The organism is Luteolibacter algae, assembly GCF_042683045.1.
GTDB classification, from domain to species: domain Bacteria; phylum Verrucomicrobiota; class Verrucomicrobiia; order Verrucomicrobiales; family Akkermansiaceae; genus Luteolibacter; species Luteolibacter algae.
Window position 1 is genome coordinate 568,696 of sequence record NZ_JBHUIT010000002.1, and the last position, 20,246, is coordinate 588,941.

At 55.2% G+C, this 20,246-nt stretch carries 17 protein-coding genes; 10 read left to right on the forward strand and 7 right to left on the reverse strand.

All coding sequences use genetic code 11. From position 1 onward, the window contains the following. Positions 1-2 precede the first annotated feature (2 nt). Both ACFSSA_RS03675 and ACFSSA_RS03680 read right to left on the reverse strand, forming a co-directional pair. Entirely contained in the window at positions 3-731 is a 729-nt protein-coding gene (locus ACFSSA_RS03675; RefSeq protein ID WP_386818423.1) for a type II secretion system protein, read from the reverse strand. 135 nt (positions 732-866) lie between these two features. After that, positions 867-1,487 carry a SprT family zinc-dependent metalloprotease gene (locus tag ACFSSA_RS03680; protein WP_386818424.1) on the reverse strand — a complete coding sequence of 207 codons (621 nt, stop codon included), beginning with the start codon at positions 1,485-1,487 and terminating at the stop codon, positions 867-869. Positions 1,488-1,586: 99 nt separating this feature from the next. On the opposite strand from ACFSSA_RS03680, the gene ACFSSA_RS03685 reads away from it, so the two are divergent. Then, positions 1,587-2,768, forward strand: a complete 1,182-nt coding sequence (locus tag ACFSSA_RS03685; RefSeq protein ID WP_386818425.1) for a polysaccharide deacetylase family protein — start codon at positions 1,587-1,589, stop codon at positions 2,766-2,768. A 63-nt stretch (positions 2,769-2,831) separates the two neighbouring features. Beyond that, on the forward strand, positions 2,832-4,238 hold the full coding sequence (ffh, locus tag ACFSSA_RS03690; RefSeq protein WP_386818426.1) for a signal recognition particle protein: 1,407 nt from the start codon (positions 2,832-2,834) through the stop codon (positions 4,236-4,238). Between the two features lie 58 nt (positions 4,239-4,296). Here the strand turns inward: ffh and ACFSSA_RS03695 are convergent, their stop codons facing one another. Further along, a complete protein-coding gene (locus ACFSSA_RS03695; protein ID WP_386818427.1) occupies positions 4,297-5,751 on the reverse strand; it encodes a protein adenylyltransferase SelO in 1,455 nt (484 codons plus the stop codon). A gap of 173 nt (positions 5,752-5,924) precedes the next feature. On the opposite strand from ACFSSA_RS03695, the gene ACFSSA_RS03700 reads away from it, so the two are divergent. From ACFSSA_RS03700 to ACFSSA_RS03730, 7 genes are all read left to right on the forward strand, one after another. Then, positions 5,925-6,668 carry a PEP-CTERM sorting domain-containing protein gene (locus ACFSSA_RS03700; RefSeq protein WP_386818428.1) on the forward strand — a complete coding sequence of 248 codons (744 nt, stop codon included), beginning with the start codon at positions 5,925-5,927 and terminating at the stop codon, positions 6,666-6,668. Positions 6,669-6,766: 98 nt separating this feature from the next. Then, positions 6,767-7,624, forward strand: a complete 858-nt coding sequence (gene miaA, locus ACFSSA_RS03705) for a tRNA (adenosine(37)-N6)-dimethylallyltransferase MiaA (RefSeq protein ID WP_386818429.1) — start codon at positions 6,767-6,769, stop codon at positions 7,622-7,624. A gap of 115 nt (positions 7,625-7,739) precedes the next feature. After that, positions 7,740-8,507 carry a cytochrome c biogenesis protein CcsA gene (gene ccsA / locus ACFSSA_RS03710; protein WP_386818430.1) on the forward strand — a complete coding sequence of 256 codons (768 nt, stop codon included), beginning with the start codon at positions 7,740-7,742 and terminating at the stop codon, positions 8,505-8,507. Next, complete coding sequence (gene hemA, locus ACFSSA_RS03715; RefSeq protein ID WP_386818431.1) at positions 8,507-9,499, forward strand: glutamyl-tRNA reductase; 993 nt, start codon at positions 8,507-8,509, stop codon at positions 9,497-9,499. The genes ccsA and hemA overlap by 1 nt, the downstream gene beginning before the upstream one ends. Continuing rightward, positions 9,499-10,488 (forward strand): class I SAM-dependent methyltransferase, encoded by a 990-nt coding sequence (locus ACFSSA_RS03720; RefSeq protein ID WP_386818432.1) that lies wholly within the window; start codon positions 9,499-9,501, stop codon positions 10,486-10,488. The genes hemA and ACFSSA_RS03720 overlap by 1 nt, the downstream gene beginning before the upstream one ends. Before the next feature lie 168 nt (positions 10,489-10,656). After that, complete coding sequence (gene gap / locus ACFSSA_RS03725; RefSeq protein ID WP_386818433.1) at positions 10,657-11,706, forward strand: type I glyceraldehyde-3-phosphate dehydrogenase; 1,050 nt, start codon at positions 10,657-10,659, stop codon at positions 11,704-11,706. A 96-nt stretch (positions 11,707-11,802) separates the two neighbouring features. After that, positions 11,803-12,885 carry an acyltransferase family protein gene (locus tag ACFSSA_RS03730; protein WP_386818434.1) on the forward strand — a complete coding sequence of 361 codons (1,083 nt, stop codon included), beginning with the start codon at positions 11,803-11,805 and terminating at the stop codon, positions 12,883-12,885. Between the two features lie 92 nt (positions 12,886-12,977). On the opposite strand, the gene ACFSSA_RS03735 is transcribed toward ACFSSA_RS03730, so the two are convergent. The 3 genes from ACFSSA_RS03735 to ACFSSA_RS03745 form a co-directional block, all read right to left on the reverse strand. Further along, entirely contained in the window at positions 12,978-13,760 is a 783-nt protein-coding gene (locus tag ACFSSA_RS03735) for a hypothetical protein (RefSeq protein WP_386818435.1), read from the reverse strand. Positions 13,761-14,077: 317 nt separating this feature from the next. Continuing rightward, a complete protein-coding gene (locus ACFSSA_RS03740) occupies positions 14,078-15,016 on the reverse strand; it encodes a DNA cytosine methyltransferase (protein ID WP_386818437.1) in 939 nt (312 codons plus the stop codon). Then, on the reverse strand, positions 15,009-16,907 hold the full coding sequence (locus tag ACFSSA_RS03745; protein ID WP_386818439.1) for an ATP-dependent nuclease: 1,899 nt from the start codon (positions 16,905-16,907) through the stop codon (positions 15,009-15,011). Before ACFSSA_RS03745 ends, ACFSSA_RS03740 begins: the two co-directional genes overlap by 8 nt. Positions 16,908-17,108: 201 nt before the next feature. On the opposite strand from ACFSSA_RS03745, the gene ACFSSA_RS03750 reads away from it, so the two are divergent. After that, positions 17,109-19,256 carry an exonuclease domain-containing protein gene (locus tag ACFSSA_RS03750; RefSeq protein ID WP_386818441.1) on the forward strand — a complete coding sequence of 716 codons (2,148 nt, stop codon included), beginning with the start codon at positions 17,109-17,111 and terminating at the stop codon, positions 19,254-19,256. Positions 19,257-19,370: 114 nt separating this feature from the next. On the opposite strand, the gene trhA is transcribed toward ACFSSA_RS03750, so the two are convergent. After that, entirely contained in the window at positions 19,371-20,030 is a 660-nt protein-coding gene (gene trhA / locus ACFSSA_RS03755; RefSeq protein WP_386818443.1) for a PAQR family membrane homeostasis protein TrhA, read from the reverse strand. Positions 20,031-20,246 lie beyond the last annotated feature (216 nt).

A 20,246-nucleotide genomic window follows, 5' to 3' on the forward strand; every position in this document is an offset into this window, starting at 1 on the left:
GTCTAGTTCTTTTGGAATGAGAGCGGGTTTGCGAAGTTATGGCCGGAGAGGATCCATTTGCGGACGGTGGTGGCGGAGATCTGTTCCGCATGGCCATCGGCGTATAAATAGTTGGAGCTTCCGGAGCTGCGGTCTGGCTTGTCATCGCCGCCGAAGGCATCCGGCTGGATATCGCGGACCACGGATTGCCAGGAACTCCAGCTTTCCGAGTGAGTGTGATCGTTGGTAAAGCCCGTGCCTTTTTCAAAATTCGTGATGAAGGCCAGCGGCGTGCGAGCTGGGTCCGGGAGCTGATGGGTCTTGGTAAAACCGCCGGATAGCGGGTTGCCGAAAGGATCGGTTTTCTCAACGGTAAGATAGCTGTTCAGTAGGTAGCTGGTGCCGTTGCTGGCGAGACGTTCCGCCTTTTTCGGATCGGCAGGGCAGATGCGGATTTGGTCAACATCGGCAAGGTAGGGAGAAATGCTGTGGATCCAGCCCTGGTCCATATTGGACGCATCCAGCTGGTGGGTGCTCAGCGGGAAGGACGAGTTGTGATCCTGCGAATAGGAAATTACCGCCAGGCCGATTTGACGGAGATTTCCCAGGCAAGTGGCTTGCTCCGCCTTTTCTTTGATCGTGGAAAAAACCGCCAGACCGGAGCCCGCGAGAGCGGCAATCAGGGCAATGGTGATGAGAAGTTCCACCAGGGTAAATCCGGGGCTCGTTCTCGTGGCTTGCGCTACGTTCATAAACGCATAAAAGTTGCGTTAGTGAAGTAATGCAACTAATTTGTGTTAATTTGGAGGATTTTCCATAAAAAAAGCGAACCACTCACGTGATCCGCACCATCCAGAGGATTCGGGGTTGCTCCCGCTGCAAATTTGCTAAGCGGAATCGCCGGGGACTTTAATCAGCTCGAAACGCTCGTGAAACCGTCCTCCATTGTGCTCGCGGCAGCATTGGTAACAAGCGATGGCCCGCTTCGGCGGTCTGACCCTGCGGACCACCGAGCGGCAGACCGGGCAGGCATAGGCTAGCTTTCGCTCCATCCGGCGGCCTTTCAGCGGCAGAGAATGGCGGACGCTCTCCCCGGCTATACCGAGATCCGCGCATGCCTTTTGCCATTCGATGCCGTGTGGTTGGATTTTCCGGCGACCGCTCCGTTGATAGGCGATGAGGTGGGCTAGCTCGTGCTTGAGCGTCTGCCAGACTTCATCTGTGGAAAAATCCCTGAGCTTGGGATTCAGCTCGATTTTCCCTGTCGGCCACCATGCGCGGCCGGCGGTGGTGCGCATCCGTGGGTTCCAGACCACGCAGACTTTTGCGGAGAGCTCTGGCAGGGCTAGCTCGGTGGCTTTTTCCCGGCACCAGTTGCTCAGCTCACTATCGGCATTGGCCGGAGCTTCGGGCGTTTTCCGGGGCGCAGGAGGCTTCTCCGGGACGAGCCTGGCTCTGCGCATCCATGCGGGCCAAGGGAATTCCGGTTGAACTGAGCCGTCTGCCATCAGGCAGCTAATAAGTGGGCTCGGGGACTCAAATGCAAGTGCCCAAAGTCGTTTCCTTTGCATTGCAAGAGTGCGGCGGAAAGGTAAGCTGAGCCCGAAATGAAGAGATTGCAGGCGATCACGTTAATCTGGGCGGCATTGTGGCTGGGTCTGGGCGCTCAGACAGAGGACACGCCGGATGTTTTGCCGGCGGCTCAACCGATCAAAAACCTCGACGTTCCGGACGATGGAGTGCGGGTTTCCGTGCTTGGCTATCATGATTTTTCCGAGACCGAGCGCGAGACCGCCATGCGTATCCGCACCTCGAAGTTCCGCAAACAAATGGAAGTCATCCGCCAGCTGGGGCTTTCGGTCATCCCGATGTCAGATTTCATCGCATGGAAAAACGGCGAAAAATCCATTCCGGCGAAGTCTGTGGTGATCACGTTGGACGATGGTTGGAAATCCGTCTACACGGAGGCCTATCCGGTGCTCAAGGAGTTCGGCTATCCATTTACCATCTATCTCTACAAAAATTACGTTGATGGCGGTGGCAAGGCGCTCACCACCGCGATGATCAAGGAAATGATGGCGAATGGTGCAAACATCGGCAGCCATTCCACGACCCATCCGTTTCCGCAAACGGTGAAAAACAACCGCAAACGCGGTGCGGAATCCTACGACAAGTTCCTGGATGTCGAGATGGGGGAGTCCAGGCGTTTTCTTGAAGAAAAATTTGGCGTGAAGGTGACGACCTTCGCCTATCCTGGCGGATACTTTACCGAAGAAATGCTCAGCAAGGCGGAACAAGTCGGCTACACGCAGCTTTTCACCGTCCAGCCGGGAAAGGTGAAGCGCTCGCTGCCGAACAATATTCTTCCGCGCTACATTATTCTTGGAAACTACGATAAGATTTTCGAGTTCGCCACGAGCTTTCGGGATTCCCAGAGTGCATTGCCGGAAGGCTCGATCGCTGGCATGATCAAGGAGCTGGAATATCCGGTGGAGCCACAGCCGGGAGCGATCATCAATTCCCGTTTGCCGGAAATCAAAGTCGATTTCTCAAAGGCGGAAAACATCGATATGGCGACGTTGAGGATGCAGGTCGCCGGCTTTGGCGAGGTCCCGGCAAACTATGCCAGCGAGGGCAAGATTTTCTCCTGGCAGGTGAATCGGCGCCTGCGCCAGCCGGTTTGCAATGTCCTGGTGAGCTGGAAGGATCTTTCCGGCAAAGAGACAGAGACACCCCTGCGCTGGAGCTTCCAGATCGACCGTGGTGCGGCCTATCTGCCCGATGAATAAAAGTTTTCTCCGGATTTCTTTTCATTGAGCTTTGACCTTTAAAACTTAGAGTTTCCCCAAGTTATGTTTTCCAGCCTCAGCGACAGCCTCGACAAGTCCTTCCGCAACCTTCGTGGTGTCGGAAAAATTTCTGAAAAGAATATCACGGATGCTCTCCGCGATATCCGCATCGCCCTTCTGGAGGCTGATGTGGAATTCGGCGTGGCGAAGGAATTGATTGCCCGCGTCAAAGATGCATCGATGGGGGAAGAGGTCCTGAAGTCGATCAAGCCCGGCGAGCAGATTGTAAAACTTTTCCAGGATGAGCTGACCCGTGTCCTCGGTGGCGATAATGTCCCGCTGGATCTCAATCCACCGGCGCGTATCCTCATGGTCGGCCTCAACGGTGCCGGTAAGACCACGACCTCCGCGAAGCTTGCCCGCCGCTTGCAGAAGGAAGGCCGCAGGCCGTTGCTTGTCGCTTGCGATCTTTATCGCCCTGCCGCTGTCGACCAGTTGGTAACTCTCGCCGGGCAGGTGAATGTCCCCGTTTTTGCGCCGGAGAGGGGTGAGACGGATGTGATCAAGGTGGCCCGGGAAGCGATTTCCTTCGGCGAGCGCGAAGGCGCCACTGTGCTTATTTTCGATACCGCCGGGCGCCAGGAAATCGATGAAAAACTCATCAAGGAACTCATCGAGCTGAATAAATTTCTCCAGCCGAAGGAAACGCTCCTCGTCGCCGATGCGGCAACCGGCCAGCAGGCGGTTTCCGTGGCGACCCACTTCGACGAAGCCGTCGGCATCACCGGTATCGTCCTGACGAAGCTGGATGGCGACGCACGGGGCGGTGCGGCACTTTCCATGCGTGAGGTCACCGGCAAGCCGATCAAATACGCCGGCGAGGGCGAAAAGCTCGATCAGCTCATCGAGTTCCATCCATCTCGTATGGCGGACCGGATCCTGGGCATGGGCGATATCGTCAGCATGGTGGAATCCGTGGCCGATAAGGTGAACGAAGAGGATGCGATGCGCTCAATGAAGCGCATGCAGGAAGGAAAATTCGATTTCAATGACTTCCTCGACCAGATGAAAATGATCCAGAATCTTGGTCCTCTTGAAGGTCTCCTCGGCCTGATGCCAGGCTTCAACAAAATCAAAAAGCAGCTTCCCGCCGGTGCGCTGGATACCAGCAAGCTGAAGAAAACGGAGGCGATCGTGCTTTCCATGACTCCCCAGGAACGCGCCCGCCCGGAGATTATCAAGGCCTCCCGCCGCCAGCGCATTGCGGCTGGCTCCGGCACATCCATGCAACAGGTCAATCAGCTCATCAAGCAATTCGCCGAGATGCGCAAGATGATGAAGAATCCCGGTAAAATGAAGAACATGATGAAAGCCATGGGTGGCGGCGGACCGATGGGCGACATGATGAAAGGATTGGGCGGCAATCCGTTTGGCGGAAAAGGTGGCAAGGGCGGAAAATTCCCGTTCTAGGAAAGAGGTGCCCAACACTTTTTGCCCTCGTGATGTGAGCGTTGTCAGGCGTTCTCTGCTAGGTGCCGCAAAAGGTGTTCTGCACCCGTTCATGCGGTAGCGGAGCTGCTTCCAGATCGGCGTAATCGGCGTTTTCCTCATAGGGCTTCGCCAAGGCGTCGACCAATCTGTGGAAAGCCGCTAGCTTTCCATCCACGGCTTCTTCGATCACTTGCTCGATCCGGTGATTCCTCGGGATACGGATCGGGTTGCGGCTACGCATCAGATCCACACGATCCGCAGCTTTTGGAAGGTCTCGCCAATCGTTGAGCCACCTTTCCGCCGCTGTCGGATTTTTAAAAAGCCCTCTGATGTCTGCCGCTGGATCATCTGCTGCAAGTCGCGTCAAATGTCGGAAAAACAGTGTGAAATCGACTTCTTCCTTCGCCAGAATGCCGAGCGTTGATTTTACAAAAGCCGCGCTGTTCTCCAGCCCGATTTCCCGATCCAGCCCCAGCTTTTCGCGGAAATTCTGAAGATACGGCAGCTGGAAAAGATCCAGGAATTTTCCCATAGCCTCCTGGGCCAGCTCTTTGGCTCTATCCGCAGACGGATCGAGAATAGGTAGCAGGGTTTCCGCGAAACGGGTGAGATTCCAATGGCAAATAGTCGGCTGGTTTCCCCACGCGTAGCGGGCGTTCCGGTCAATGTAGCTGAAGACACAATCGGGATGGAAATCATCCATAAAAGCGCACGGGCCGTAGTCGATCGTTTCTCCGGAGATCGAGACATTGTCCGTATTCATCACGCCATGGATGAAGCCGAGCGGCAACCACGTGGCGATGAGTTTCGCCTGCGCCTCGATCACCGCTTCGAGGAGCGCGAGAATCGGGTTTTGCGCCTCGGCGGCATGCGGGTAATGGCGCTCGATGCAATGATTGGCCAGCAAAAGCAGTGCCTCGGTATCCTGCTGTGCGGCAAAGTATTGGAACGTGCCGACCCGGATATGACTGGCGGCAACCCGGGTAAGGATACCACCCGGCTGGGGCGTCTCGCGCTGCACGGCCTCTCCGGTGAAAACTGCGGCGAGTGCGCGTGTCGAGGGCACGCCGAGAGCAGTCATCGCCTCGCTGACAATGTATTCTCGCAGCACCGGGCCGAGTGCGGACTTGCCATCGCCACCCCGTGAAAATGCAGTCCTGCCAGCTCCTTTTAGCTGAATATCACGGCGCTTGCCCTGCCTATCGAGCACCTCGCCGAGCAGGATTGCCCGGCCGTCGCCCAAGCGCGGCACGAACCCGCCGAACTGATGGCCCGCATACGCTTGCGAGATTGGCTCCGCGCCCTCCGGGATAGAGTTTCCTGAAAAAACCTCCAGTGCGTTTTGCTCCAGCCATCCGGTGGGAATTCCCAGCTCCGCAGCCAGCGAAAGATTGATCCGCATCAGGATGGGATCCGGAACTTTCGCAGGTTCCTGCTTTTCAAAAAAGCGCTCCGGCAGCTTCACGTAGGTGTTATCAAAGGGAATTCCCATGCCGCCAAGTTCGGCAGCTCTCCACGTATTGCAAGCCCATTGCTGGATAGGCGGGCCCACGATGCGCCGCCAGAAGAAGGGAGTCTCTACAAAGAAATGAGAACGATGTTTGCATTTCGTCTGTATTTTCGGTATACGGCCTTCGAATGCATATTTCCCAAAATCCCAAGAATATGAAAAAAATTATTATAACTCTGGCAGGATCGCTCGTCATCAGCGCTGGATCGCAAGCCGCGCTTCTCATCAACGGCGATTTTTCCAACACGTCGATAAACGGTGCTAGCGGAGGGCCGAATCACTTGCAGTATAACGCACTTGGTCTGGGCTGGACGGTAAAAAATTCTACGGCATGGTCTGCAGCTGCCGAGAACGCGACGAAGACCGGTGACAATCAGTTTGGTATCGCCCAAGCAAACATGATTACGACGGAAACGGGCTCCAATTTCACGATTAGTTTTGATTGGACCGCACCAGCCGCGGCATTAACGGCTGATAACCTGACGCTGGATATTCTCGTCGTTGCTCACAAGTTAGGAACTGATCCGCTGGCGGACGACCGTTTTTTTACGGGTTTAAACTTCGAGAGTTACCAATCCCGGGCCGTCGGGACGGGTGGAACATGGATAGATCTAAGCGATGGTAGCGTAAAAACCGGGAACGGAAATAGCGGGGGATTTACAGCCGTTGGCGTAGCTGGTGCGACGATGAATTTTTCCCGTCAGCTGAATTTCGGCGGGACAAACATCGAGGACTACGATGTTTTGAGTGTGAAGTTTTTCTACGGTGGGCCCGCTGCCTCGGATGCGATAGGTGGTGGAATTATCGATAACGTCACGATCAGCGTTCCCGAGCCTTCGGTTCTGGGCCTTTCCAGTCTAGGAATTGCCGGTCTTCTGATCCGTCGCCGGCGGGGATAGGTCCGGGAGAAACCATAGGGGAGTATCCCAACCGGATTTCCCCTCAATGAGCAGTTTCCGTTTGCAAAGTGCTCGCCGATCTTGCTTGAAGTCTGGGCATGTCAGAGCTGCCTGCACCAATTTATGTCTGCGGGGCGACTGCGTCCGGGAAAACTTCCCACGCGCTCGCCTGCGCGGCGGAGCATGATGGCGAGATCGTCAACGCGGATGCCTATCAGCTTTTCCGCGGCATCGAGGTGATCAGTGCGGCTCCTTCCGATGAGGAGAAGTCTGTGGTGCCGCATCATCTCTTCGGCATCCTGGAGCCGGGAGTGCATTGCGATGCCGGCAAATATTCCGAAATGGCAGCGCCGGTGATTGCGGATATCCAGGCACGCGGGAAGGTCCCGATCGTTGTCGGTGGTTCCGGTTTGTATTTGAAATTTCTGACCCACGGTGCCTCGCCGCTGCCAAAGGGTGATGAGGCCTTACGTGCGGAAATGGATAAAAAGCCTGTTGCGGAATTACTGGAAGAGCTTGAGAAGCTCGATCCGGTGGAAGCGGCCCAGGTGAACCGGCAGAATCATCGGTATGTCTCCCGCTCGCTGGAGATTTGTCTGCTCACCGGAGGGAAGGTTTCCGCCCTGCGTGATGGCTGGGAGCGGAAAACACGGGAAAAAGAAGCGCTTTTAAAGGGTGTTTGGCTAGTCCGAGAGCGGGCGGAGCTGCATGAACGGATCGCCAGGAGATCGCGCGAAATGCTCGCTTCGGGCGCGATCGAAGAGGTCGCGAAGCTGGCCGGTATCCATGGGAACTGGGAGAAAGCCATTGGCGTGAAAGAGATCCGCCAGCACCTCGCGGGAGAAATTTCCCGGGATCAGTGCGAGGAATTGATCATTTTTGCCACCCGCCAATACGCGAAACGGCAGGAAACATGGTTCAAACGCGAGAAATGGCTGAAGCGCATTGAGCTGTGATGGGAAAATTTTGGCCGGGTAGCTTGCCGCCCAATGTATGCCTCAATACAGCGCAACGCCGCCTGTCCTTTTCTCGGGGCTTGCAAGTTCTTCACATTCGGGCGATTGAAAGGCCATGGACCGCTGGTTTTTGATCGCTTCTACTCTCCTCGCCGCTGTGGCCGGGGTGCGCGGACTGCTGGTTTTGCGGCATGGGGAGAAAAGTCATTGGACCGTCTGGTGGATGATAGGCGTGCTGCTGTGCCAGCTGGGCTATCTGGCCGTTCGCGGTGAAATGCGCGGCGCGTGCCCGCTACGGAGCATCGGCGAGATTTCCGTCTTTCTCGCGTGGTCGCTGACATTGTTTTACCTATTGGTCGGTCCTGTTTACCGGATCTCCCTCCTGGGGGTTTTCACCGCTCCTGTGGTGGTGATTTTCCAGGGCTTGGCGCTTTTTCCCGGGCAGCTTCACGCAGCGCCGGAAAAGATCCTGAACACAAATTTCTGGGGTGAGACCCATTCCGCGATGTCTGTCCTTGCCTACGGGGCACTCGCCCTTGCCTCTGTGGCCGGGGTGATGTTTCTGGTGCTGGATCACCAGCTCAAGGAGCATCATCTGAAAGGTGGGCTCTTCCGGAACCTGCCGCCCGTGCGGGAATTGCTGGTTTCCCTGGAAAGACTGTTGTGGCTGGGGATGGGCTTGCTGACCTTCGGGGTCCTGGCAGGCTTGCTGATGCCACATGGTGAGGATGCCATGGGACACCTGATCGCTGCGGTTGCGGTTTGGGTGGGCTATCTCGTGCTGATGATCGTGAAACGGGTTCGCGGTATCACTGGACGTCGGTTCGCCATCGCGGCGGTCGCGCTTTTCGTCCTTTCTCTGGGGGTTTTTGCTTTTGTCTGATGGAACTCGTCTGCCTGGGATTGAATTATAAAACGGCACCCGTCGAGGTGCGCGAGCGCTTTGCTGTGGGGAATACGAAGCTTGGCGAGGCATCGCAGAATCTTCTCGATATGGCTGGTGCTCCGGAGGCTGTCGTGGTTTCCACCTGTAACCGGACGGAATTCTACCTCGCTGCGGAAGACGCCGGGGATGCGGTGAGGCGCCTGGAGAATGCTCTCGCGGAAAAAGTCCACGGCCATGAGGAGCCATTCTACCGTTACGATAAGAAAGAGGCGGCCAGACATCTATGCCAGGTTGTCAGCGGGCTGGACTCCATGTTGCTCGGCGAGACAGAAATCTTCGGCCAGGTAAAACAAGCCTACCAGGCTGCACATGCGGCTGGGACGACAGGGGCGATGCTGAACAAGCTTTTCCAAAAGGCCTTCAGCGTCGGCAAGAAAGTCCGCACACAGACTTCCATCCAGGAGGGATCGACCTCGATTGGGAATGTTGCAGTGGAGCTGGCGGAGAAAATCTTCGGCCACCTGAAGGACAGCGAGGTGATGGTGCTCGGGGCGGGTGAGATGAGCCGTCTGACCGCCCAGGCGCTGGTTTCACGCGGCGCGAAATCCGTCATTGTCGCGAACCGCACCCATGACCGCGCGATAGAGCTGGCTGCCGAAATGAAGGGCCGGGCGGTGCGTTTCGATGACTGGCTGGAAGTTTTGAAGAATGTGGATGTCGTCATTTCATCGACTGGTGCGCCCCACACGATCATTCACAAGGAGGAGGTGGAATCCGTCCGCCGCGCACGGAAGTTCCGCCCGCTTTTCCTCATCGATATCGCTGTCCCGCGGGATATCGATCATTCGGTGGGAGAAATCGAGGAGGTCTACCTCTATGACATCGATGCCCTTGAGCAGCTTGCGGAGCAGGCGAAGACGCGCCGGATCAAGCAGATCGAGGAGTGCGATAAAATCATCGAGGCCGAACTCATAAAACTGTTGCGATAATGAACCCCGCATTGGAGACCCTTTTTCTCGCCCGTCAGGAACTCCCGGAAAAAGGCGGAGCCACGCTTTTTCTTGGAGCGGAAGCTCATCCCGATCTCGCTGCGATTCCCCGGCTGACCGCTTGCCAGCCGCTCAAACCTCTGGCGGATAGCTGCGGGGAGATGGGTGTGGAAATTTCCACCGTGCCGGATTCCGGAGAGTTTTCGACCATCCTTTTCCTGCCTGGGAAATCGAAGGATGAGATTCTCGCCGGATTTGCCAGAGCACATGATCTGCTGGCGCCGGACGGTGTGCTACTGGTCTCACTGGCCAATACCGCTGGTGCTTCCCGCTATGAAAAAGAGCTGAAAAAAGTGACCACGCTGCTGTCCTCATTTTCAAAAAACAAGTGCCGCGCATTCTGTGTCGATCGCTCGAAACCATGGGATGCGGCCACGCTGGACGCATGGCGGGAGCTGGCCCGGCCGCGCTTGATCCCCGATACGGATTTCACCGTGGAGCCCGGGGTTTTCAGCTCAGGTCATGTAGATCCCGGCTCGCAGCTCTTGATCGATCATCTCTCGTATTCCGTCCGCGGCCACGTGGCGGATCTCGGTGCTGGCTGGGGTTTTCTCAGTCAGGCCGCGCTGAAAAAGCTGCCGAATATTTCCCGGATCGATCTCTTTGAAGCGGATGCCCGCGCACTTTCCTGTGCGAGGAAGAACCTTCCGGCGGAGGCGCCCGCGGGTTTTCATTGGCACGATGTCACCAAGGGGCTCCCGGAGAAATACGATCATATCCTCATCAATCCACCCTTCCACACCGCACAATCGCGCGATGTGGATCTCGGAAAAGCATTTCTTTCGGTAGCGGCCGCCTCCCTGAAACGCGGGGGCAGCCTCCAGATCGTCGCCAACCGCCAGCTTCCGTATGAAGCTCATCTGCTGGAATTGGGCCTGAGGCCGCGGATTGTCATCGAGACCGGGGTTTACAAAGTGATTTCGGCATAGAAGGGCGGCGATACCGCTTTTCCCGAAATTCCGGAAAAACCCCGTGGGTTCTCGCCATACAGCAGTATTGACGCTGGGAAAAATCCATGCAAAGTTCCGCCGCCGCGGGCGGAAGGACCGTCCGCGGCGTTTTCAACAACCAGTCTCCGGACTACTTAAAGCAAACATATGACCACTATCGCCATCAACGGATTCGGACGCATCGGACGCCTCGTCTTCCGCGCACTCGTCGAACAAGGCCACCTCGGCACCACATTCAAAGTCGCCGCAGTCGGTGATATCGTTCCTGCCGACAACCTCGCATACCTTCTCAAGTATGACTCCACACAAGGCAGATTCGACGGTGAAGTATCCTCCAAGAAATCTTCCCCGGAACTGGAAGAAGACGACATCATCGTTGTTAACGGCCACGAGATCAAAGTCGTATCCGCACGCACTCCGGAAGGTCTCCCTTGGAAAGAGCTCGGCGTAGACGTAGTCATCGAGTCCACCGGCCTTTTCGTCGAAGACAAGCTCGCACAAGGCCACATCACTGCTGGTGCGAAAAAAGTCATCATCTCCGCTCCTGGTAAAGGCGACGACGTTCACACCTTCGTGCAAGGTGTAAACGACGGCGAATACGATCCTGCGAAGCATCACCTCATCTCCAACGCAAGCTGCACCACCAACTGCCTTGCACCACTCGTTCACGTGCTTCTCAAAGAAGGTTTCGGCATCAAGGAAGGTCTCATGACCACCATCCACGCCTACACCGCTACCCAGAAGACTGTAGACGGTCCTTCCAAGAAAGACTGGAAAGGTGGCCGTTCCGCGGCGATCAACATCATCCCTTCCGCGACTGGCGCTGCAAAAGCAGTGGCTCTCGTTTGCCCACAAGTCAAAGGCAAGCTCACCGGTATGGCGTTCCGCGTTCCTACTCCTACGGTTTCCTGCGTTGACCTCACCGTGAAAACTGAGAAAGAAACTTCCCTTGAGGAGATCAACGCCGCTCTCAAAAAGGCGTCCGAGACTTACCTCAAAGGCATCCTCAACTACACCACAGACGAGGTGGTTTCTTCCGACTTCATCCACGACAAGGCTTCCTCCATCTACGATGCAGGCTCCTCCATCGAGCTCAACAGCACCTTCTTCAAGCTGGTCAGCTGGTATGACAACGAGTGGGGCTACTCCAACCGCGTGATTGACCTCCTCGATGACGTTGTTAAAAAAGGCATCTAATTCATAGTATGGAGAATCGGCCGAAAGCCGGGTTCTCCAGCTCTTTCCAAAAGCGGGCTGCCTCTCCGGGGTAGTCCGCTTTTAGTTTTCCCCTATATGAGCAAGCCGCCCAGCAACCGCGCAATCCAGCTCGATGGTCTCCGTGCCCTCGCGATGCTTGGGATTTGCTGGGATCACTGGGTTCCCAAAGCCTGGAACTTCAATCTGCCCTACGAGATCGGGCTCTACTTCTTTCTGGTCCTCACGGGCTATTTCATCACGGGCTCCTTACTCCGCATCCGGGATCGCTCGGAGGCTGCCGCAAATGGCGGCTCCTGGCGCTGGCAGGCATGGAAAAATTTCCAATGGCGCCGCGGGCTGCGGATCATCGCTCCCTACTACGTGGCCCTGGGCATCGCCTTCATTTTCTTGGCCCCGAAGCTCTGGCACAATCTTCATTGGTATCTACTATACCTGACGAATTTCCACATCGCTCTCATCGGAGAGTGGCCACACGGAACCTCACATTTTTGGTCGATCGCGATCCAGCAACAGTTCTATCTGTTCTGGCCGGTTGTCATCTGGCTCACCCCGCGCCGCTTTCTGCCAATGGCGATGATCCTTTTCACCGCGATCGCGCCGCTCTCCCGCTACTACGAGCACCTTTTCATGCCGCCCTTCGTCTGGCCGGGCAAGATCAGCTGGGGCTCGTTCGATTACTTCGGCATAGGTGGGCTCATGGCGCTCCTCATCCACAGTGGCTTTCCACTTTCCAGCAGACTCTGGAAAATCCTTGGCGTCGCCGGGTTCGGCACCTTTCTTACCCTGGAATACGGCAGCCATTTCGGTCTGCCGCCCAATCACATCGGCCCGTTCTACGCCTGCATTTTATCGGTGGGTCTCTGCGGAGTGATCGCCACCGCATCCATCGGCTGGCAAAACATCGCCGGCAGATTTCTCGAAACCGCCTTCCTCCAAAAGGTCGGGCTCCTTTCCTACGGGATCTACCTCTATCACAATCTGGCTCCCATCATCCTCGGGAAAACTCTGCCAATCCTCTGGTGGGGCCCCTATGCGGATTCCATCCCGCAGGCAGCCTTGCGCACAGCATGCTTCGCCGCACTAACCTGGGCGATGACTCTCGCCTCATGGAAGTATCTCGAAACTCCCCTCAACAACATGCGCGCGAAAAAAGGCTAGGGCACTTGCGCAATCGGTCATCTGCAGCCGCTAGCAGGCAGATTGCTTTTATGGAGGGATTCCGGAATAGCGAGCACGTCCCCCCGTAGCAACTACCTCCTCATCTCCAGTCTCATCTCCTCCTCGGTGATCGGATCCGCCACTGCGATTCCAAGCTTCGCCTGCATTTTCACAGCTCTCTCAAAATCCTTTTCCGCGACCCAAACTGCCGAATACTGGGTGCTGAAGTTCCCATCGGGCGCCGTGGAGACGTTTAGGAGCTTGAATCCGGCTTCGGTGTATTCCCTGTGAAAGCGCAGGAAGCGCACTCTGTTGCAAAAGATACGGGCAGCAAAATGGAAGCCCTCGCCGGGTTCGGTATAGATGGATCTGCCACGGCGGTTCTTATCCATCTCCTGATAGAGCGGGCAGGTCTTTTTCTCTCTTTGGTCGAATCTCTTCTGCAGCACTGGACTGCTCTCCCAAGGGGTGAATCTGCTTTCACGGGCGGCCGCCATATCCTCGTCCAGCGCTGATGCCTGGATCACGCTCTCCTTTGGCTTCGCTGGATAGATCCAGATCGCCTGATATCTCGCAATCCCCGAAGCATCGACAAACACGTTCAGGCTCACACGCTCGTAACCTTTGAGATGCCACTCCTTGCCTTCCTCGTAGTAGTCCTCGACACGTTTGTTCCACAGCATGGCAAACCTGAAAGACTTATCCAGCGGCCTGTCTTCCGAGACCCAGCGGAACTGGCTGATCCCATTGTGGTTCCGTCCCTCCAGCTTCCGCCAACAGGTGTAGCTCCCGCTCACCTCGTTCGATCTCAACGTGGTGTCCAGAACATCGAACCACTCGGAAAACTCCTCCTCCTCCAACGGTTCGGAGCTCACAACCTCCTTCTTGGAGCAAGCCACCGAAGAAAACGCCAGGACCACAAAAAACAACCATTTATACATAGCGCTATCCTTAGGAAAATAGCGGACCCGCCAATACAATTTCATATTGATGGTATAAAATTCCACTTATGCAAAACTCCGGATATTAGGTCCTCCGGGGCGGGCTGAAGACCCGCGGTCCTATGGAAAGCGATATGGTAGTGGGAATTAGAACTCGACACCGCCGTCCGTATTCAGCGCCCGACCGGAAGCTGAGGCTTTTGGCAGTGAAATTATAAAAAAACGGAGACTGAACATTCTCTTCTCTCACCTCAATAGGATGCAAAGATAGCATTTCCCAGTGCCTCTCCTATAGGAGGTGGAACAGCGTTTCCAACTTGCCGGGCACAACTCCAAAGATCGCCGCAAAAAATGAAGTCGTGGGGGAATCCTTGAAGAGTAGCCGCTTCTCGAACTGTTAGCGCACGATCATATTGGGGGTGCCCGAAGCGACCGTTTGAGAAAGATATACATTTTGTGGTTATCGTCGGAGCAGGCGCATCCCAGTGCAGACGGGAATAACTGTCGCTGAATGATGTTCCTCTGGCCCGCGAGTTCTCTCCTGCACGAATTTGCCTTATCCGAGCGAGATTTCCGGCTGAGAGTTTTAACGAGACATGGTTTGGGATTGTGTCTGATGTATCAGGAAATTCACCAATTTTCTCGCGGACAGTTTTTGGTTGATCATATTCCCCCATTGGCAATCCGATCTTGTTCCGCGATGCGAGGACGATCATCCTCTCTCGTTTCTGCGGAAGACCAAAATCAATACCTCTGAGAATACCGTGCTCAACATGATAGCCTTCATCTTTGAGTGTGGTGATAACCAGATTCCAAGCATCGGATCGAGACTTGATTGCCGGAACGTTCTCGAAAACCACGTGTGCGGGTTTAATCGATCGAATTAAGTTCATATAGGCCGCAACTTCTCGTGAATTGGAACGCGGGGATTTATTCAGCCGACTGAATAATTGACAGGGTGGACCACCAGCGAGAATTAGATTTTCCCTTGACTCAACATGATCGAGAAATTCCTCTGGGCGCAGTTCGGTGATATCCCCGCGAAGAAAGGGAGAGTCTCCAAAGTTCCTACGGTAAGTCGCCTCGCATCCAGCGTCCAGATCAGTAGCCAGTTTTACAGTGATTCCTGCTCGCTGCAGTCCGAGACTTAACCCGCCCGCGCCACAAAACAAATCGATACACTCAAGCATTTTCAGAAATCTTGCGGATTAAATTCTGAAGGTTCTCAAATGCCTCGCCCCTCTCAGAGACGAATCGATTGAGAAACATTTTCTGGATAAGGTTGATCTCTCTGCTGTCGGTTTGAGCGAAGTCCGGCTGTATTAAAGTTGTCACGGCTCTAAATCGTTCCTTTGGCTTAAGTTTTTCGAATTCAGGAATATTGTCGGAATCAGTGGCGAACTGCTTAATTAAAACCATTGCTGTGTCGGTGTCCCACAAAGCTGCCTCTGGGGTGTCGAAAGGAAGAAGGTGGAAATGGGTATTTGCAAATTTGATGAAGTTGATGCGCATTTCGCGTTTTGTATCCTCGTTCATATTCGAATTCTGACGGAACGAAATTTTAGAACCATATTGTTCCTTTATTAGTTCGTCAATATCGTCGCAGGTAGAGTCGATTCCAATGTTGTTCAATTCGATATTTTTCGTATTAAGCGCCTGATCCCCGTCGAAGACGTAGTGAACTCTTTGGGCGAATCGGTGATACTGCAAATTTGCGGCATCTTGTTTCATGTCACCGGTTCCGCCGGGGCTGTAGCTCACATGAAATCGGTTCGAAAAAGCTTCCCCTTCAGCGCTGATAACGGCGTCCAGCATCTGCTTTGCTAGGATGTCTTCCACATAGATCTGTGTCACATTTTCCGTCGGATGTCCGATAGAGTGAAATGCTTCATCTGGACTAATATTCTGGCGATGTTCTACTTTGCCATCGATATTGGCGTGCAAGACATGTATTGCTTTCTCAGGAAGATGGCGGACAAAAACAGGGGAGTGACTTGATATGACTACTTGCAAGAACTTCGAGGCAATCTGATCAAGGATAAAAACGAGTAGCCGTTCTTGGGCTCCCGGGTGAAGTGAAGTTTCTGGTTCATCAATGAGAAGCAATCGATTTGACGCTCCAGACATAATTTCGTGAACCATCTGTGCGACTGCGCTCTCGCCACTTCCGGCAAAGGCTTCGGAGTATGAACGAGCGTCTGTCCGGAAATAGGTAGATATTCCCCAACTGCCGTAAAATCGATGTTCTAAAATGTATCCGTGCGTGTATTTTCGCCCGATTATGTAACTGATTGTTTCTAGCTCTTCGTTACTGAGGGCTACTCTTTGCTTGTGTTGATTGCAGCTTCTATGGGAGATTTCTTTTCCCTCAACCAACACTTTTCTCAGCTTTTCAGATCTGTAGCGAATGAAGTCTTGGATTCTCGCTGCGCTTTTTCGCCCCAAGGCTCGTAAACTTTTCCAGTAGGCAAGATAAAGAATCTTTTTTGTTAACTCTTCTGGTTCAGAATAATAAAAAGCGCGATCGAAAGCATTGAGTTGGGTCTTAAGGTTGAAATATTCCGACTGCATTTGTATCGCGGTATCTCGCGATTTATCCTCATTGAGTTGCATGCCATATGCAGCGATCGGACGACTTGGCTCCCAATAGTCAGGGTCTCCTGGTTTCAAGATGCGCATTTTCACTACTTCGCGGGCTACGCCGCTCACGTCATGGTAGCCATACCAAAATGCCGCTTTTTCTTCAGTCGCCAGCCGGCGTTTTCGTTTCTGTGAAGTACGAAGTTCTTCGACGATCGGATCAAGCGAAGTTCCGAACCACCATCGACCCGGGGATTTTCCACCTGGTGCGCCATAAAGTGCATGAAGGAGAGATGTTTTACCGCAACCGTTCTGCCCCACCACAACCGTCAACGGGAACAAAAACTCAACTCTCAAGCCTTTTTGAAAATTTTTGTAGTTGGAAAACTCGATGAAATCGATGAATTTCGTGAATTTTCCTCCCTTCACGAGGCCGGCTATCCTTGCGACAGCTAGATTAATTTTATTGGAATGATTCTCCATCGGGAAAGATGGAATCATATTATCCAAATAAATATCACGAGCGAGAAATTTGTGGAGTTTTTCATTAAAGTTGCGAATGTAGAGGGTCGATTATAATCGTATGATGAGCGGACTTTATGAGGTTTTGAGACGGGAGTCCGATGGGTGCGCGATGATATGTTTGTAACTGTTCACTTGAACTTTAATGGCGCCGGGGGTAAGGGTTTTCCCCCAAGCGCTGTGGCTAGAAGTTTTCCCATCCTCCGACCTTTTTATTACCTCGATCATTTCGAGGAGATGCTGGCGTTTCTGGAGGGGAATTGTGCGGGTTTGTTTGGCGGGGAGGAGAGGGGATTCATCGCGGACTTCCGAGGGCTGGGAGTCGAGGCGCGGGCGATGGTGGTGCGGCTGGCGAACCGGTCGGGCTCGGTGTTCCGGGTTTCCTCGCTGAAATACAAGGAGCTGCCGGATGTGGCGGGGGTGTTGGCGGTATTACGGTCGGCAGGGTTCGTGAGGGAGCCGGGGCGGGCGGATGAGCGCGGCATCGTCGCGGTGCTGACGCGGCCTGAGATTGTGGATATTTTGAAGCCGATGAAGGGGCTTTCTTCGAAGACGAAGGGGGAACTGCTGGGCTTGGTGCAGGGTTGCGGGGATGGGGAAACGGGGGTGCTGGGCGATGAGTTGCTGGGCGGATTCATCGTGCAGGAGAGGGTGGAGACGCTGGAATTCCTGTTCTTCCTGTTTTTTGGAAAGCAGAGGCGTAACCTGCAGGCGCTGGCGCTGCGCGATCTGGGGATTGTGAAGACGCGGGCGGGGCAATCGTCGTTCGAAGTAAAGTTCCCCACGAGGGAGGCGGCGGTGAATTCGTTTTTCTACGCGAAACTTTCGGAGGCTATCTCCGTGGCGGATGGAGAGATGCTGGTGGAAATTGCGGCGGGGCTGGAGGATTGGCCGGTGGCAGGAGCCGGGGCTGGCGTGGATATGGAGCGCGATCGGGAGATCTGCCGGCTGGGTGCGCGGCTGGAGCAGGCGGGATTTCCCGGGGAGGCTTTGGGGGTTTACCGGAAGACTTCGGCGCATCCGGCGCGGGAGCGGGTTTGTCGGATTCTTGTTTCCCAAGGGAAGCCGGAGGAGGCGGAGCGGCTGCTGGAGGAGATGATTTCCTCGCCATCTTCCGATGAAGAGCTGCTGTTCGCGGAGGATTTCCACGCGCGGAAATTCGGCGGGCGTAAGGTGGGACGGCTTACGGGAATGTTGCGCTCGGCGCCGGTGATAGAGATCGATGAGGCTTTCCGGGATAGTGCGGAGGAAGCGGCGGCGAATCATTTCAGGAGGAAAAGGAAGCGAGCTTACCGGACGGAGAACCATTTGTGGGCTTCGCTCTTCGGCCTGCTTTTCTGGGAGGAGCTGCAGGGGGAAAACGGGGAGACGAAGCACAATGAATTCGAGCACAGGCCGACGCAGCTGAGCGATGGAAGTTTTTTCCGGAAGAACGAGGCGGCGATCGAGGCACGGCTGGAGCTTTTGCAAACCGGTGCGGCGTTGGAATATCTGGAGGCGGTGGCAGGCGCACATTGCGGGAAGGCGAACGGGGTTTTCCGGTGGAGACGGGATACGATGGAGGTGATACGGGAGCTGTTGGCCCATGCTCCGCCGAGGGCGGTCGCGGCAGTGCTGCGGCGGATGGCGAAGAGGCCGGGGGAGACGATGATCGGTTACCCGGACCTGATGGTGGTGGGCGCGGAGGGCTTGCGTTTTGTGGAGGTGAAGGCGGAGGGTGATCAAATACGCAGGCACCAGCTGGTGCAGCTCCAGGCGCTGGAGGCGGCGGGCTTCCGGGTCGGGGTGGTGAGGGTGGAGTGGTTCGCCGATCCGGATCAGGAATATGTGGTGGTGGATATCGAGACCACAGGCGGTCGGGCGGCGCATCATCGCGTAACGGAGATCGGTGCGGTGAGGATACGCGGTGGAGAGGTGGTGGCGAAATACAGCACGCTGCTGAATCCGGAGCGCCGCATCCCGGGGAACATCACGCGCCTGACAGGCATTTCCGATTCGATGGTGGCGGGCGCACCGAAGTTCGAGGACGTGGCGGATGCCTTCCGGGACTTCGTGGGGAACGCGGTCTTCGTGGCACACAATGCGTCATTTGATTATGGATTTCTGAGGCAGGAGTTCGCGCGGATCGGTGAAGATTTCCGCAGGCCCACCTTGTGCACGGTGGTGGCGATGAGGAAATTTTTCCCCGGTCTGCCGTCCTACAGTCTGGGGAAACTGACGGAGTATTTCCAGGTCCCGCTGGAGTCGCATCACCGGGCCTTGTGTGACGCCGAGGCTACGGCGGAGTTGCTGAAGCTGATCAATGGAAAGCGGTTGGCAGGGAGGTAGCGGTTGGCTGGCTTTTTGGACGCCGGAGCGGGCTGAAGGGCCGCGGTTCATGCGGGGAATTTTGTTGCTTTTCGGAAGCTGTCTTCGCCTGTTTCCGGGGGTGCGGGAAAGGCTTCAGGAAAGCACGTGGAGGATGACCATCAGCGCATGGCAGATACTTCCAGCTAGAACGAAAAGGTGCCAGATCGCGTGATTGTATTTTAACTTCTGCCAGGCGAAAAAGGCGACTCCGCCTGTGTAGCAAAGCCCGCCCGAAACCAATAAAACAAGCCCGCCTGTGGGCATGGCTTTGATCAGCGGGCCGAGAGCGACGACCACCAGCCAGCCCATGAAAATATAGAGCGCGGTGGAGATCCAGTGCTCGCGGTTTTTCCTCATCACGGATTTGATGATCACTCCGCACAACGCCATAGTCCAAACGATGGTTAGCAGCGTCCAACCCCAGGGACCATGCAGGGTGACGAGCGCCAGGGGAGTGTAGGTGCCGGCGATCAGGAGATAGATTGCGGAGTGATCGATGATCTGGAGCGCCGACTTTGTCCTCGGTCCGCTGAAGGAATGGTAGAGGGTCGATGAAAGATAGAGTAGCACCAGCGTGCTACCGAAAACGGCACCGCCAATGGTGCGCCATGGATCGCCGATGGAAATTTTCAGCATAACGATCAGCGCGATGATGCTGAGCAGCAGGCCGACGGCGTGTGTGATGGCACCCGCGAGCTCTTCCGCGTGGGTTTCGCAGAGATCGGAGCGGGTTCTCGAGAGATTTGGGGGCATGCGTCTTCCGTAGAATAGCCGCGAACTGGATATTGGAAAATCGTTTCCAAAAGGTGTGAGAAAAATCTCCGGAAGGAGCGATCTAAACGGTTGCCGTGTGGACCGAGGTTCCAGGAGGTTCTTGATGGATTTTTCGGGGGAAATGAAAAGATTTCCGCAGGCTTCCGGCAGGAAGGAGGTGGCCCTTTTCTGATTCCTCCACCCATCGCTTGCCAC

Excerpts from the sequence above, each read along its gene's own strand:
- trhA (WP_386818443.1), bottom strand. The coding sequence starts at position 20,030 with ATGCCCCCAAATCTCTCGAGAACCCGCTCCGATCTCTGCGAAACCCAC.
- gap (WP_386818433.1), top strand. The coding sequence starts at position 10,657 with ATGACCACTATCGCCATCAACGGATTCGGACGCATCGGACGCCTCGTC.
- ACFSSA_RS03685 (WP_386818425.1), top strand. The coding sequence starts at position 1,587 with ATGAAGAGATTGCAGGCGATCACGTTAATCTGGGCGGCATTGTGGCTG.
- hemA (WP_386818431.1), top strand. The coding sequence starts at position 8,507 with ATGGAACTCGTCTGCCTGGGATTGAATTATAAAACGGCACCCGTCGAG.
- miaA (WP_386818429.1), top strand. The coding sequence starts at position 6,767 with ATGTCAGAGCTGCCTGCACCAATTTATGTCTGCGGGGCGACTGCGTCC.
- ACFSSA_RS03700 (WP_386818428.1), top strand. The coding sequence starts at position 5,925 with ATGAAAAAAATTATTATAACTCTGGCAGGATCGCTCGTCATCAGCGCT.
- ACFSSA_RS03695 (WP_386818427.1), bottom strand. The coding sequence starts at position 5,751 with ATGGGAATTCCCTTTGATAACACCTACGTGAAGCTGCCGGAGCGCTTT.
- ACFSSA_RS03720 (WP_386818432.1), top strand. The coding sequence starts at position 9,499 with ATGAACCCCGCATTGGAGACCCTTTTTCTCGCCCGTCAGGAACTCCCG.
- ACFSSA_RS03675 (WP_386818423.1), bottom strand. The coding sequence starts at position 731 with ATGAACGTAGCGCAAGCCACGAGAACGAGCCCCGGATTTACCCTGGTG.
- ffh (WP_386818426.1), top strand. The coding sequence starts at position 2,832 with ATGTTTTCCAGCCTCAGCGACAGCCTCGACAAGTCCTTCCGCAACCTT.
- ACFSSA_RS03680 (WP_386818424.1), bottom strand. The coding sequence starts at position 1,487 with ATGGCAGACGGCTCAGTTCAACCGGAATTCCCTTGGCCCGCATGGATG.
- ACFSSA_RS03730 (WP_386818434.1), top strand. The coding sequence starts at position 11,803 with ATGAGCAAGCCGCCCAGCAACCGCGCAATCCAGCTCGATGGTCTCCGT.
- ACFSSA_RS03745 (WP_386818439.1), bottom strand. The coding sequence starts at position 16,907 with ATGATTCCATCTTTCCCGATGGAGAATCATTCCAATAAAATTAATCTA.
- ccsA (WP_386818430.1), top strand. The coding sequence starts at position 7,740 with ATGGACCGCTGGTTTTTGATCGCTTCTACTCTCCTCGCCGCTGTGGCC.
- ACFSSA_RS03740 (WP_386818437.1), bottom strand. The coding sequence starts at position 15,016 with ATGCTTGAGTGTATCGATTTGTTTTGTGGCGCGGGCGGGTTAAGTCTC.